Source organism: Neisseria sp. P0009.S010 (assembly GCF_051958545.1).
Lineage (GTDB): Bacteria > Pseudomonadota > Gammaproteobacteria > Burkholderiales > Neisseriaceae > Neisseria > Neisseria subflava_A.
The window spans coordinates 88810-101310 of sequence record NZ_JBQCVH010000004.1; the positions used below are offsets into that span (position 1 = coordinate 88810).

The 12501-nt window shown below is 50.9% G+C and carries 13 protein-coding genes and 1 tRNA gene; 7 read left to right on the forward strand and 7 right to left on the reverse strand.

Annotated features, from left to right (window positions below):
- Window positions 1–67 precede the first annotated feature (67 nt).
- Together apbC and ACTHSN_RS05300 are read left to right on the forward strand one after the other, a co-directional pair.
- Complete coding sequence (gene apbC, locus ACTHSN_RS05295) at window positions 68–1147, forward strand: iron-sulfur cluster carrier protein ApbC (protein ID WP_070459640.1); 1080 nt, start codon at window positions 68–70, stop codon at window positions 1145–1147.
- Window positions 1148–1206: 59 nt separating this feature from the next.
- Window positions 1207–1282, forward strand: a tRNA-Lys gene (locus ACTHSN_RS05300).
- A gap of 195 nt (window positions 1283–1477) precedes the next feature.
- Here ACTHSN_RS05300 and ACTHSN_RS05305 read toward each other — a convergent pair.
- From ACTHSN_RS05305 to ACTHSN_RS05320, 4 genes are all read right to left on the reverse strand, one after another.
- Complete coding sequence (locus ACTHSN_RS05305; RefSeq protein ID WP_070459637.1) at window positions 1478–2731, reverse strand: ABC transporter permease; 1254 nt, start codon at window positions 2729–2731, stop codon at window positions 1478–1480.
- Complete coding sequence (locus ACTHSN_RS05310) at window positions 2728–3642, reverse strand: ABC transporter ATP-binding protein (RefSeq protein WP_070459634.1); 915 nt, start codon at window positions 3640–3642, stop codon at window positions 2728–2730. The genes ACTHSN_RS05305 and ACTHSN_RS05310 overlap by 4 nt, the downstream gene beginning before the upstream one ends.
- 113 nt (window positions 3643–3755) lie before the next feature.
- Complete coding sequence (locus ACTHSN_RS05315; RefSeq protein ID WP_070459631.1) at window positions 3756–4754, reverse strand: BtrH N-terminal domain-containing protein; 999 nt, start codon at window positions 4752–4754, stop codon at window positions 3756–3758.
- 70 nt (window positions 4755–4824) lie between these two features.
- Complete coding sequence (locus tag ACTHSN_RS05320; protein WP_199901400.1) at window positions 4825–5673, reverse strand: RnfABCDGE type electron transport complex subunit B; 849 nt, start codon at window positions 5671–5673, stop codon at window positions 4825–4827.
- Window positions 5674–5836: 163 nt separating this feature from the next.
- Here ACTHSN_RS05320 and ACTHSN_RS05325 point away from each other — a divergent pair, with 163 nt between their 5' ends.
- A complete protein-coding gene (locus tag ACTHSN_RS05325; protein WP_070459625.1) occupies window positions 5837–6304 on the forward strand; it encodes a YchJ family protein in 468 nt (155 codons plus the stop codon).
- A gap of 264 nt (window positions 6305–6568) precedes the next feature.
- Here ACTHSN_RS05325 and ACTHSN_RS05330 read toward each other — a convergent pair whose 3' ends face one another.
- A complete protein-coding gene (locus tag ACTHSN_RS05330; protein ID WP_003684681.1) occupies window positions 6569–7357 on the reverse strand; it encodes an inositol monophosphatase family protein in 789 nt (262 codons plus the stop codon).
- 166 nt (window positions 7358–7523) lie between these two features.
- On the opposite strand from ACTHSN_RS05330, the gene ACTHSN_RS05335 reads away from it, so the two are divergent.
- From ACTHSN_RS05335 to ACTHSN_RS05350, 4 genes are all read left to right on the forward strand, one after another.
- On the forward strand, window positions 7524–8249 hold the full coding sequence (locus ACTHSN_RS05335) for a 16S rRNA (uracil(1498)-N(3))-methyltransferase (RefSeq protein WP_070459623.1): 726 nt from the start codon (window positions 7524–7526) through the stop codon (window positions 8247–8249).
- A 107-nt stretch (window positions 8250–8356) separates the two neighbouring features.
- Complete coding sequence (locus tag ACTHSN_RS05340; RefSeq protein ID WP_003748215.1) at window positions 8357–8647, forward strand: acyl carrier protein; 291 nt, start codon at window positions 8357–8359, stop codon at window positions 8645–8647.
- Window positions 8644–9702 carry a beta-ketoacyl synthase N-terminal-like domain-containing protein gene (locus ACTHSN_RS05345; RefSeq protein WP_070459620.1) on the forward strand — a complete coding sequence of 353 codons (1059 nt, stop codon included), beginning with the start codon at window positions 8644–8646 and terminating at the stop codon, window positions 9700–9702. Before ACTHSN_RS05340 ends, ACTHSN_RS05345 begins: the two co-directional genes overlap by 4 nt.
- Window positions 9684–10373 carry a hypothetical protein gene (locus ACTHSN_RS05350; protein ID WP_440365146.1) on the forward strand — a complete coding sequence of 230 codons (690 nt, stop codon included), beginning with the start codon at window positions 9684–9686 and terminating at the stop codon, window positions 10371–10373. The genes ACTHSN_RS05345 and ACTHSN_RS05350 overlap by 19 nt, the downstream gene beginning before the upstream one ends.
- Before the next feature lie 110 nt (window positions 10374–10483).
- Here ACTHSN_RS05350 and ACTHSN_RS05355 read toward each other — a convergent pair whose 3' ends face one another.
- Both ACTHSN_RS05355 and luxS read right to left on the reverse strand, forming a co-directional pair.
- The gene (locus ACTHSN_RS05355) at window positions 10484–11827 is read right to left on the reverse strand and encodes a hypothetical protein (protein WP_234395495.1); all 1344 of its coding nucleotides are present in this window, start codon (window positions 11825–11827) and stop codon (window positions 10484–10486) included.
- 154 nt (window positions 11828–11981) lie between these two features.
- Window positions 11982–12488, reverse strand: coding sequence for an S-ribosylhomocysteine lyase (gene luxS, locus ACTHSN_RS05360; protein ID WP_004518928.1), 507 nt, complete (start codon window positions 12486–12488; stop codon window positions 11982–11984).
- Window positions 12489–12501 lie beyond the last annotated feature (13 nt).

Consider the following 12501-nt stretch of genomic DNA (forward strand, 5'->3'; position numbering starts at 1 on the left):
AATTCGGCAGATTTGTCGCACGACAAATCGCGCACATAAACAATTTCCCACATTCAAGAGGCAGATTATGAATATCCCAGCCATCCGAACCGCACTCGATGCCGTATTGATTCCCCACACAATGCGCACCTTAGGCAGCGAAAAAGCCGTTACACTCCTTGAAGAGCGTTCAGACGGCCTGCATATCGGCCTGAAATTCGCGTTCCCAGTTGCCCATATTGCCGCAGACATTGCCAATGCCGTTCAAGAAGCCGTCATTTCGCATACCGGCGATACCCACATTCACTTGAGTATCGATACCGAAATCGGTACGCATAAAGTTCAACCCGGCGTAGCAACCATCAAAGGCGTGAAAAACATTATCGCCGTTGCATCGGGCAAAGGCGGCGTCGGCAAATCAACGACCACAGCCAACCTTGCCACCGCAATGGCCAGAATGGGCGCGCGCGTCGGCGTACTCGATGCCGACCTGTACGGCCCAAGCCAGCCCACCATGCTCGGCGTACAAGACCGCAAACCCGACCAACAAAACAAAAAACTCATTCCCGTTGAAGCCGAAAGCGGCATTCAAGTGATGTCCATCGGTTTCCTGGTCGATACCGACCAAGCCGTCGTTTGGCGCGGCCCGATGGTCAGCCAAGCCTTGCAACAGCTTATGTTCCAAAGCGAGTGGGACAATGTCGATTATCTCTTCATCGACCTGCCGCCCGGTACCGGCGATATCCAATTGACCCTGTCGCAAAAAATCCCCGTGACCGGCTCCGTTGTCGTCACCACGCCACAAGACATCGCCCTGATTGATGCACGCAAAGCCGTGGATATGTTCAACAAAGTCAATATCCCGATTTTGGGCGTTTTAGAAAACATGTCTGTCCATATTTGCACCAACTGCGGCCATGCCGAAGCAATCTTCGGCGCAGAAGGCGGCAAAAACTTGGCAGAGCGTTTGAATGTACCGTTGCTTGGCCAACTTCCATTAAGCCTGCCTGTACGCGAAGCTATGGATAGCGGCACATCTTCGGCCTTGTTTGAAAACAACCAAACCATCGCCGACATCTACACCGAAGCCGCCTTCCAAATTGCACTGGCCATTGCCGATAAAGGTAAAGACTTCAGCAGCCGCTTCCCGAAAATCGTTGTCGAATAAAAAAATTTAAAAAAGGTGTTGACAGCTGTGTACCCCATCTCTATAATGCACAGCTTATCGGGTCGTTAGCTCAGTCGGTAGAGCAGCGGACTTTTAATCCGTTGGTCGAGCGTTCGAATCGCTCACGACCCACCAAATATGAAAACCTACTTTGAAAAAAGTAGGTTTTTTTACGTTTGGATTTTGGGATTTTATTGAGCATATTTTATTATTGAGACAATCCATAGCGCATCAAGCATCAGGCCGTCTGAAAATATCTTTCAGACGGCCTGAAGTTTTTTATAGGAATGTTTTTGAGAAATAAGCTTTCTACTTAGGGCAGACAAACGTTTAAAACCTTACCTGCGTCTGCAACTGCCTACGATAAACCAATACGGCAGCAGTCAGCGTGGCAAAAGAGAATGCAGACAATAAAAGCAGATAACGGCCGATTCCGTCCAGTCCGCTGCGGTTGAGCAGCAATTCCTGAAAAGCCTTCAAGCCCCAAGCCATCGGGGAAATCCAAGTGAGTTGCTGCATGGTTTCGGGCATGACGTGGGCGGGTACCATAATGCCGCCGATTGCCGCCATCAGGATGATGCCGCCGCCGCCGAGGACGACGGCATGTTCGGTGGATTTGGCGCAGACGCTGATTAACAGCGCGTAGCCGAGTGCGGCGGCGCTGACGGCGGCGGACAGTAGCGCGTAGGGAACAAGGCTGCCGTTGAGTATGAGGGCGGGCACGCCGATTTCGGGCAGCAGGTAGCGGCCGAGCAACAGCATTCCGACAAACTGAAGCTGGTTAATCAGGAAATAGGGGATAAGTTTCGCAGCAATCAGGCCGGATGCGGAGGCGCGGGCGAGACGTAAGCGGGTAATGGTGTTGTTCTGGCGTTCCAGCGCCATGACGTTCGATAGCGGTATCATAATGAAAAACATACCGAAAATCAGCCATGCGGGGACGCTGTGCTGTACGGCGTTGGGTTTTTCCACTGTGCCGCTGCCTGCGCTCAGGTAATGCTCTTCCAGCATTTTCTTATCTAAAAAGCTGCGCACGGCGGCAAATTGTTCGTCGTTTTTTTCATCCACTTTTTTCTGGATGTCTTTGCGGATGGCGCGGGGCAGTTTTTTATTGTCGATTTTGATGCCGTCGTTGTTGTCGAAATAAGTGTCCAGCCGCGTTTCAGTGTAGTGCTGCTGCAAAACGCCTTTGACAGCCGCCAGCCATGAAGGCTCGGTATCGGGCGGTACATAGATTTGCAGGGCTTTGTCGTCGGCGATTTTGCCGGAAGCGGGGTTCGGGTTGTGCAGCACCAGTTGGAAACGTTTGTCGTGTAGGCCGTTTTGCGCGTCGGTCAGTTTTTCAGACGGCATCAGTGTGACATGGATTTGTTCTTTCTCCAGCGCGGCGGCCAGCGCGGTATTGATACTGTCGTTTGCTACGCCAACCAGCGCGATGCGGCTGTCGTTGTGCGGATCTTGGTCGCGGCTCAGCGCCAACGACATAATCAGCATGAAGGCGATGGGCATCACAAACAACACGGCCAAACCGTGCAGGTCGCGGCAGAGCAGTTTGAGTTCTTTGAGGAGGGAGGAAATCGTCATTGTGGATTTTGCTTATCTGTTGCCGGTTCGTCTTTGCGCAGGAAATCAAGGTAAAACGTTTCTAGCGAACCGTGTCCCTGCTGGAAGTAGCGGATTTGCGCGCCGCTTTGTTGCAGGGCGGCGTAAACGGCGGCGGCATCGTGCGCCGTTTCCATCATGCCGCGGCTGTCCACTTGCTTTGCACCCAAAGCGGCTAGCGTTTGAGGCGGCAGTGGCGGTTCGACGGTAAAACGCACGACACCGGTTTGCGTGCTTAGAAGCTCGTCCAAACCGCCGTGGTACACCAGTTTGCCGTGTTGCAGCAGCGCGATTTTGCCGCAAAGCTGCTCGATTTCCGACAGATAGTGCGAGGTGTAAACCACCGTTACCCCCTGCCGCGTCAAATCCGCCACGCTGTCGAGGATAAAGCGGCGCGACTGCGGGTCGATGCCAACCGTGATTTCGTCGAGGAACACCAGTTGCGGCGTGTTAATCAGACCGATGGCAAAATTCAGACGACGTTTAAGCCCGCCCGAAAGATGCTTTGCCGCCTTGTTTTTGTGGGCGGTCAGGTCGGTCTGTTCCAACAGCGCGTTCAGACGGCCTTTGTCGCGCACTTTGTAAAGCGAGGCGAAAAACAGCAGGTTGTCCCACACCGAAAGCTGCGGATAAAACGCGAAATCCTGCGGCACCAAACCGATTTTCTGCCGCTCGCTGCGGCTTAATAGGCGCAACGGCTTGCCGTCAAACAAAATTTCGCCCTGCCGTACTTCCTGCAAGCCTGCCAAAAGCGACATCAGCGTCGTTTTCCCCGCACCGTTGTGACCGAGCAGCCCCAAACATTCGCCGTCGGCAATATCGAACGACACATTGTCCAGCGCGGCAATTTCGGCTTTGGGATAACGGTGGGAGAGGGATTGGATGTGAATCATGGTTTCAGACGGCCTTAGTATGGATGGAGCATAGTGAAATCATTGACAAAGGCGGCATTAGGTCATCTGTGTACAAACGGGCACAGAAAATTTCTCGCTACCGCATAACCCCATTATTTCAATAATCCCCGCCATAACGCTTCTTCATCATCCGCAATTTTGCGCAGAAATTCAGCGATGTTGCGGCAGCCGTTTTCAGACGGCTTTTTGCACTGCTTCACGCACATGGCTGCGAATTGACGCCATTGGTCGCCGATGGAGGTCATTTGTTCCGAGGCCGTCTGAAATGCAGGTTCGTTGCAGATATGGGCGGCTTGTTCGAGGAAGTAGGCGTAGATATAGCGGAAACCTGCGCCGCCGGTACCGATTTCTTCCTGCATCCGCACCAAATGGCCGAGAAACAGTTTTTGGTATTTGTCATTTTGTTTGGCAGGCAGGGATTCGATTTTTTTGGCCAGCGTACGGATGCCTTTTACGCCGATGAAAAAGACTGGCGCGAGCATATGTTTGGCGTTTTTGCGTATGGCCTTGCGGATAATGGCGGGCAAGTCTGCCATGATTTTTTCAGACGGCCTGTTGTCTTCCAAGGTGTACATCATGCCTTTTGCCGCCAATACGCCTTTGACAAAGCGTGCACGCTGCAAATCTTCGGCAGCGCAGCGTTGTACGGTTTCAAATACGGGGTCGCTGATGAGGTAGTCGTTGCCGTCTTTGCCGTACACTAAAAGATTGTGTGCGTTGAAATGGAAGCGCATTTGCGGCGGGAAGTAGGGCAGCCAGAAGACGGAGGTTTGCAAACCTGCCAGCTTGCCTGAGGACAGCGCGGCATCCAATGCGGCTTGTCCGCTTTGTGCGTCGGAAAATTTGCGGACGGATAATTTCAGCCCCAATGCTTTGCAGGTGTTTTTGATGATGCTGCGCGGCGCGGTACGGTAGGAAACCAGCGGCATGCCGTTTAATTTGATCAGCGGCATCCAGACAAACGTCAGTGCGTGGGCAATGCCGAAAATCATGGCTTCGTCTAAATTGTGGCCATGGTATTTGAGCAGGGTGGACATCACACCGCTTTCGCAATGGGCGGTATGCTGGTGTGGAAATTCTTGTATGGTCATAAAGTTATTGGTTTTCGTGCAATGTTTTCAGACGGCCTGAAGCGGTCGGAATGGTTTGTTGTTTTGGAAATCAGCGCGCTTCTTTGGACGCTTCCTGCTCGGCTTTGTGGCGGCGCAGAAATTCGATGGCGGCGGCTTTTTCGGCTTCGTTGCCGTATTTGGCATCACGTTGGGCGCGGCGCAGTTCGGCGCGTTCTTTGGCTTCTTCGATTTGGCGCGCTTTGAAGTCTTCGCGGTTGTCGGAGGAGACGAGTTTGTCCTGTTGCGATTGCGCTTTTGCCATGGCTTTGGCAATCAAATCCATGGGGTTGAATGCGGCGCTTGGTGCGGCTGTTTGGGTTTGTGCCTGTGCGGCCTGTTTGGCTTTGACGGCGGCTTCGCGTTGCGCCAGCAGGGCTTTGCGTTCGGCATCGTCGCGCTGTTTGCGCGCGGTATGGCGTTCGAAACGGCTTTGTGCGTGTTCGGCGGCGGCAAAGCGCGGTTCGGCAGAGGTGCTGAAACGGCGTGCGGACGGCAGGAAGGGCTGCGATACGGGAACCATGTCGATGCAGTCGACGGGGCAGGGGGTAACGCACAAGCTGCAGCCGGTGCATTCGTCGCTGATGACGGTGTGCATCAGTTTGGACGCGCCCATAATGGCATCGACAGGGCAGGCGCGGATGCAGGCGGTACAACCGATGCAGACGGCCTCGTCAATCAGGGCTACGGCTTTGATTTGTGTTTTTGCCTGGGCGAGGTAGGGTTTGCCCAACAGGTCGGCAATATCTTTCATGACGGTTTCCCCACCCGGCGCGCACAGGTTTACCGGCGCTTCTCCTACCGACAGGGCGCGCGCATAGGGTAGGCAGCCTTCATAGCCGCACTCACGACATTGGGTTTGCGGCAACAGGCGGCTGATGCTTTGGATGGGAATGTTCATCATGGATAGTCAAAATCGAAAAGGCGCATTATATCAGATTGTTGCGTTTATTTTGGCGAAACCCGCTTTGCTTATTTTAGCGAAACTCGCTACGCTCGTTTTCAGACGGCCTGAGCCGGGTTTGCGTTATAATTTTGAAATGGATTTATTCGGGTAATTAGGAATGACGGCTACACTTTGTCCCTGTCAGTCGGGACGTGTTTATACGGAATGTTGCGCACCGTTTCATGCGTGTGAGGCGGCGGCCTCGAAGGCGGAAGAGTTGATGCGTTCGCGTTACAGTGCGTATGTTTTGCAGGAAATCGACTATATCGTGGACACGACTGTCCCTGCGCAGCAGAATTTGTTGGACAAGCAGGATTTGGCGTCGTGGAGTAAGCAGACGCAGTGGTCGGGATTGAAGGTTATCCGTCATGTGCCGTTTGGCAAACTGCATGCTTTGGTCGAGTTTGAGGCGTATTTTGAGGAGAATGGGCAAACTGAGTGCCATCATGAATTGTCGGCGTTCGTGAAAATAGACGGGCGTTGGTACTTTATTGATCCGACCGTTGCTTTGCCGACGATGAAACAGCCTTGTTTGTGCGGTTCGGGCAAAAAGTTTAAGGCGTGTTGCGGACAGTTTTTCAAATAGTAGTGTAAACAGGCCGTCTGAATGTTCAGACGGCCTGAGCTGTTTTTGCAGATAAAAAAAACCATTCATACTAAGGGAGAAGTATGAATGGCCAATACATTGCGGGAAAACGTCTTACTTGCTGCACCGCCCAAAAGGGATGAAAGAGCGGTGTTGTGTCAGCGATTAATATTCTACCGTTTTTAGTATTAAATGCTGTTAAGAAGTGAAATAATTTCAATAAGTTGCAAGATAATCGTGATTTTTTGAAGATAAACGGTATTTTTACTGATTTTCTCGAATCCATTTCACCCATTGCTGAAACAGCTCGGGTTGCAATGCGGCGATGACGGAACGCTTAAATACATGTTCGCCGCTCCAAAAATCGTCGCCTTCCAAAGTGGTCAGGCAGCCGCCGGCTTCTTCAAAAATCAATGCGCCGGCAGCGTAGTCCCACAGCTTTTGTCCGCCGTGGATGTAAATATCGTAGCGGCCGCTGGCAAGGTAGCACCAATCGAGCGTGCTGCTGCCCATGCTGCGGATTGTGCCGAATGGGGCAAGGGTATTCATGCGACTGGCGAGTTTGCCCGAACGCAGGTATTTGATTTCTACGCCGGCAATGGATTCGTTGAGTTTTTTGTTTTCGGAACGCAGCGGCAGCGGCGTGCCGTTGAGAAATGCGCCTTTGCCGCGTTCGGCGTAGAAACATTCGCCGCTGACCGGATTGTAAATCACGCCCAATTCGGCGTGGCCGTTTTTAACCAGTGCGACGGATACGGCAAAATGCGGCAAACCGTTGACGAAGTTGTTTGTGCCGTCGATAGGGTCGACAATCCATAGGCCATCTGAATGTTCGTTCCACAAACGGGTTTGTTCCTGAACGCTCATTTCCTCGCCCAACATCGGACAATCCTCCAATAAGGGAAGGGCGGCGGCAAAAGCGGTTTGTGCGGCCAAATCTGCTTCACTCAAAACCGATCCGTCTTCCTTGCGTCGTGACGGCGTGTTCAGAAAACGCGGCATGACTTCGGTTTGGGCGATGTGGCGGACGACTTTCTGTAAACGGTATAGCACGGCGTATCCTTGTTTTTTGCAGTTTTGCGTGACAGTAGATTAAAATTCGGGAAGTTCTCAAATTATAGTGGATGAAATCGAAATCAGGCAGGAGCATGTCGCCGTGTTTCAACTTCATTCATGAAATTTTAAATTTAAATTATATACATGAATAAAGCAGGAAACCATGCCCCGATTTTATGTTGATTTTGCCTTAAGCCCCGACAGCGTGGTCGAATTGCCCGATAATGTGGTGCGCCATCTGAATGTATTGCGCGTGAAAAATACGGAAGAAATCGTGTTGTTCAACGGCAATGGCAAGGCATATCCGGCTTTGCCAGAAGTTTTGGAAAAACGCCGAGCCAGCGTGCGGATTTTGCGGGAAGAGGCAACGGACAACGAATCGCCGCTGAACATTACGTTGGTACAGGCGGTATCTGCCGCCGAGCGCATGGATTTCACTTTGCAGAAAAGCGTGGAATTGGGCGTGGCAGAAATTTGCCCAGTTATCAGCGAACGCTGTGTCGTGCGCTTGAGCGGCGAACGCGCTGAAAAGCGGGTGGCGCGTTGGCAGGAAATCGTTGTTTCAGCGTGTGAACAAAGCGGCCGCAATATTGTGCCGAAGGTTTTGCCGCTGACGACTTATGCACAGGCATTGCAACAGTTGCCGCAGGAAACGACCAAACTGTTAATGAGCTTGAACCGCGCACAAAAACTGAGCGATGTTCGGCCTCAATCCGGCAAAGTCGTGTTTATGGTCGGCCCGGAAGGCGGCTGGACGGAGAAGGAAGAGCAACAGGCATTTGATGCCGGTTTTCAATCCGTTACGCTTGGCAAACGGGTGTTGCGCACCGAAACCGCTTCACTTGCGGCCATTGCCGCCATGCAGACGCTTTGGGGCGATTTTGCATAAAGTTCAGGCCGTCTGAAAACGAGCGTAGCGAGTTTCGCTAAAACGAGTGTAACGAGTTTCGCTCAAACAAGTTGTTGCTTCATGATATAAAAATGGGAGTTTAAAAAATGTCTTACACCTTTACACTGGCCGAGCACGAGCTGGAAGCGGAATTGAAAAAGTTAATCGTGCAAGAAGCCGATAAGGCCGACGATGTGGATATGGATGATTTCACCGACGATGCACTTTTGTTTGGCGATGACAGTCCGGTCGGTTTGGATTCGCTTGATGCGCTGCAAATCAGCGTTGCCTTGCAACAGTATTTCCAAGTGCGCCTACAGGGCGACCGGATGGTGCGCAAACATATGATGTGCGTACGCGATTTGGCGGCGTTTATCCGTGCGGAGCATGGCGCGTGAGTTGGGTTTGCGGTACGGCGGCCACTTCTGCCTTGAATCCGCAAACGGATTTCAGACGTCCTGATACGGTGTCTTATATGTTTTTAAATCAACCGCAGCAGGCTGCTTATTTTCGTGCATTCGCCGGCGACAGTTTGGGGCGGAAGGAATTTGCGAATATTGCCGAACAACATTTGCGCCGAGCCGCCGAAAATGCAGGCTGGCCGTCTGAAAGCTGGCATGATGCGCCGGTGTTTATCGGTTCCAGTTCCTATTCCATCTCCGAATATGAAAACCGCCATTTTGCGGGTAATAGGGCGGTAGAGGAACACAATCTGCTTTATCTTGCCGAAGATTTGCGCCGGCGCAGCGGCAATAGGCAGATTTTCAGTTTCGCTACTGCCTGCACTTCATCTGCCCATGCGCTGATTCAGGCGGATAATTGTTTGCGCGGCGGGGCGGAGCGCGCCTTTGTGCTTGGTATTGAAAACCTCAACCGGCTGACTTTGCTGCATTTTCACAGCTTGGGTTTGCTGGCCGAGCAGTATCGGCCTTTTGGCGGAAATGGTTTGATTTTAGGCGAAGGTGTTGCCGCGCTTGCTTTATCTTCCGCTGCTCCCGAATCTTCTTCAGGCCGTCTGAAACTTATCGGACACGCCGCCAATACAGGCAATGACCTGATTCAAAGCGATGGCCAAGCACAAGAGCAGGTGATGCGACGCGCTTTGGGTGTTGCAGGCATCGCTCCTGAAAGCATTGCGGTCGTTAAAACACACGGCATCGGCACGGCTGACAGCGATGCCGCCGAATTGGCCGCACTGGAAAATATATTCGGTACACTGCCCCCTTTGATGGCATTCAAGCCGCAAATCGGACACACGCTTGGCGCAACGGCAGCCCTTGAAACAGCCCTGCTTTTATCCGCTTTAAAACAAGGTGGAAGCAGCGATTATCAGGGGCGGGAAATTCGTTTTTCCGAATGCGCGGCTTCACAAAAAGGCGGTTTTTTTTGTTTGGCCAATCAATTTGGTTTTGGCGGCAGCAACACATCTTTGGTATGGCAATGGCAACCGTAAATTCTAATATCCGTATTACTGCCGCTGTGCGTTTTGATACTGACGCCGGCACCAGCGGCAAAATCCTCAAACAAACCTTAAAGCAGCAAAGCGGTATAGATACCCGCCGCCTCAGCCGTTTGAGTTTGATTGCCGCGCTTGGTGCAGGGCAACTGAAGGAACAAAGCGAAATCTGCTCTGATTGCGCTGTTTTTCTCGGTACGCCGTTTTCTTCGCCATCCGTGTTTGAAAAAATGGCAGACAATGTGCTGAACCATCACGCCGCGATGCCGTTTGACTTTATTGCCAACCTGCACAACTCCCCCGTTTTTCATGCCGCGCAAGCTTTAGGCACGCATGGTGCAACTTTGGTCGTTGTTGCCGACAATAATATGGATACTTGCTTTCATCCATTATTACTGGCGATGCAATCTGTGCAAAATGGCGGACAAGCTGCGGTTGGCTGGGCGTATGAACATCAAGCAGCCCGTGCCGATACCCAAGAAGGCAGTATCTGGATTTTGCTTGAAGCCGGTGCAGAGCAGGGGGTTCCCGTTGTGTTGAATGATGAAGGTATTCAGGCTGATAGGCCGTCTGAAAAGCCGCAATATTATTGGCAAAATATCGTCGATTGGATAGAAGCAGTAATGGCGCACGAGGGTAAGGTTGTAAAGAAATGTACTTTGGCGTGATGGGGAAAATGATTTTAGAGAATGAGTTTGTTTGTTGAAGTAAATAGGTTGTGAGCCATTAAAAAGGCCGTCTGAAAATATTTTCAGACGGCCTTTTGTATAAAAATCAATCAACGAGACATCTCACCTTGAATAGCGCGGATATTCGCTTTACGGGCGTTGATGGTACGGGTCAGTTGTTGGATTTTAATTTGATCGCCTTTTTGTTTGGCCGCATTCAGCTGTGTTTGAAGGCGGGTAATGGCGGCCTGTTCGTTGCGAATTTCTCCTTGTAATACCTGTTTACGTGTTTCTTTAGGTTTGGGTTGTGGTGCAGCAATGGTTGCAGGAATGGTACGAATTGGTGCTTTGCGGCGGATGTCTTGCTGGCTGTTTTGCTTGGCCTGGCGTTTCTGTATGCTGTTGCGTAGGAGGATATTCAGACGCGGATTAGCAGCTTCGGCAGTATTGGTAACGCCACCGATCGGACCATTTAGCAGAATTTTGATGTCGTTATCGACATCTTTATCGCTGAAGAGTGCATCAGTGGTTGGTCCATATGCTTTGGGCAATGGGGTTTTGGTAGGCTTCGTTGGAGTTGCTGCCGCTGGTATGGGTTCGGTCGGCTTGACCGAGTCTGTCAGTGCGAAAATCTCGGTTGTAGATCCTGTTAATATATTGGTTTTGTCGGACGATGCAGAAGAGTTTTCAGCGTTAAGTGGTTTGGTTACTGTTTTTTTAATATTGGTTGTGCGGTTTATCGATGTTTTGGAAACAGTTTGTTCTGTGTGTGTAACTTCAGTTTTGGCCGGTTCTTCGGCTGTTGTACTTTTTGCTGTCTTGTTGTCCAATGGCTCCAAATCTAGAGAATGATTCAGGAATTGGGTGGTGGTAGCTTGGTCAGTGTGCACGTTCGGGGCGGTGAGAGTTTGGGTAGGTATCTGTTCAGTATGAGGAGAGAAAAAGCTATCCGATCTATGACTTTCCTGAGGGGTAGTTTGTACCTGAGCGATAGGTGCAGAGGGGTATACTTGAACAACAGGTGTGGTATTGAATATGGCGAAAGTATTAACGGGATATTGCTTGGTTTCAACAGGAGCTATTGCCGTTTGTGTTTCTATAACAGGAACATAGTGATCAGCCGTTGATCTAGTAGTTTTTTGGTTTGTTACTCCTGTTTTATCGAAAATGTTCTGTGTTCCAACCAATTTCGGATCTGTTTGTTGCTCTGTAAGAGTCGAATTCAAATTTAGCTGCTCAGCGTTTGTTTGAAATACATTTGTTTCTACTGGACTGTACGAATCGGTAACGCGGCAGGTATTGTTGATCTGGTGTGAGGTATAAACGGTGATGCCTTCAACATTGCAGACATACTCGGCAGCGTTGGCGGCGGCAGGGAGGGTCAGGCTGAGGGCAATGGCGGTTTTGCAGAAAAACGGTTTCATAAAGGCAATAGAATCAGGTTGTTTGTTCAAAGTGTAATTATACTATGTACACTGTCAGCATCCGCCAACTTATTTTTAGGCGGTGTAAAACTGTGGCTGAAAGGTTGAAAATTGGAATAAAAGGTTTTAGGCCGTCTGAAACTTGTTATATAGAGTTTCAGACGGCCTTTGCTGTTATAGCGTATTAAGCGTTCAACAGGCTTTCGTCCAATGTCAGCTCTTCGTTTTTATTGACGGCGACTTTGCGTGCCAAAACGTTTTGGGCGATTTCGTGTGCTTCGGCAAGCGAGTGCATCAGGTAAGTACCGCATTGGTATTCGTTCAGTTCGGGGATTTTGCTTTGGTCTTGAACGGTCAAAACATCCTGCATTGAAGCGAGCCATGCATCGGCCACTTTTTGCTCATCGGGCGTACCGATGAGGCTCATGTAGAAACCGGTACGACAGCCCATCGGAGAAATGTCAATAATTTCAACGCCGTTGCCGTTTAAGTGGTCGCGCATAAAACCGGCGAACAGGTGCTCCAGCGTATGAATGCCTTTTTCGGGCAGGATTTCTTTGTTGGGAATGCAGAAACGCAGGTCAAATACGGTAATGGTGTCGCCTTTAGGCGTGGTCATGGTTTTGGCCACGCGTACGGCAGGGGCGTGCATACGGGTGTGGTCGACTTTGAAACTGTCTAGTAGGGGCATTTGGGTGTCCTTT

What these genes read in the sequence shown, in the direction of transcription:
- apbC (WP_070459640.1), top strand. Translation starts at nt 68, where the DNA reads ATGAATATCCCAGCCATCCGAACCGCACTCGATGCCGTATTGATTCCC.
- ACTHSN_RS05305 (WP_070459637.1), bottom strand. Translation starts at nt 2,731, where the DNA reads ATGACGATTTCCTCCCTCCTCAAAGAACTCAAACTGCTCTGCCGCGAC.
- ACTHSN_RS05310 (WP_070459634.1), bottom strand. Translation starts at nt 3,642, where the DNA reads ATGATTCACATCCAATCCCTCTCCCACCGTTATCCCAAAGCCGAAATT.
- ACTHSN_RS05315 (WP_070459631.1), bottom strand. Translation starts at nt 4,754, where the DNA reads ATGACCATACAAGAATTTCCACACCAGCATACCGCCCATTGCGAAAGC.
- ACTHSN_RS05320 (WP_199901400.1), bottom strand. Translation starts at nt 5,673, where the DNA reads ATGAACATTCCCATCCAAAGCATCAGCCGCCTGTTGCCGCAAACCCAA.
- ACTHSN_RS05325 (WP_070459625.1), top strand. Translation starts at nt 5,837, where the DNA reads ATGACGGCTACACTTTGTCCCTGTCAGTCGGGACGTGTTTATACGGAA.
- ACTHSN_RS05335 (WP_070459623.1), top strand. Translation starts at nt 7,524, where the DNA reads ATGCCCCGATTTTATGTTGATTTTGCCTTAAGCCCCGACAGCGTGGTC.
- ACTHSN_RS05340 (WP_003748215.1), top strand. Translation starts at nt 8,357, where the DNA reads ATGTCTTACACCTTTACACTGGCCGAGCACGAGCTGGAAGCGGAATTG.
- ACTHSN_RS05350 (WP_440365146.1), top strand. Translation starts at nt 9,684, where the DNA reads ATGGCAATGGCAACCGTAAATTCTAATATCCGTATTACTGCCGCTGTG.
- luxS (WP_004518928.1), bottom strand. Translation starts at nt 12,488, where the DNA reads ATGCCCCTACTAGACAGTTTCAAAGTCGACCACACCCGTATGCACGCC.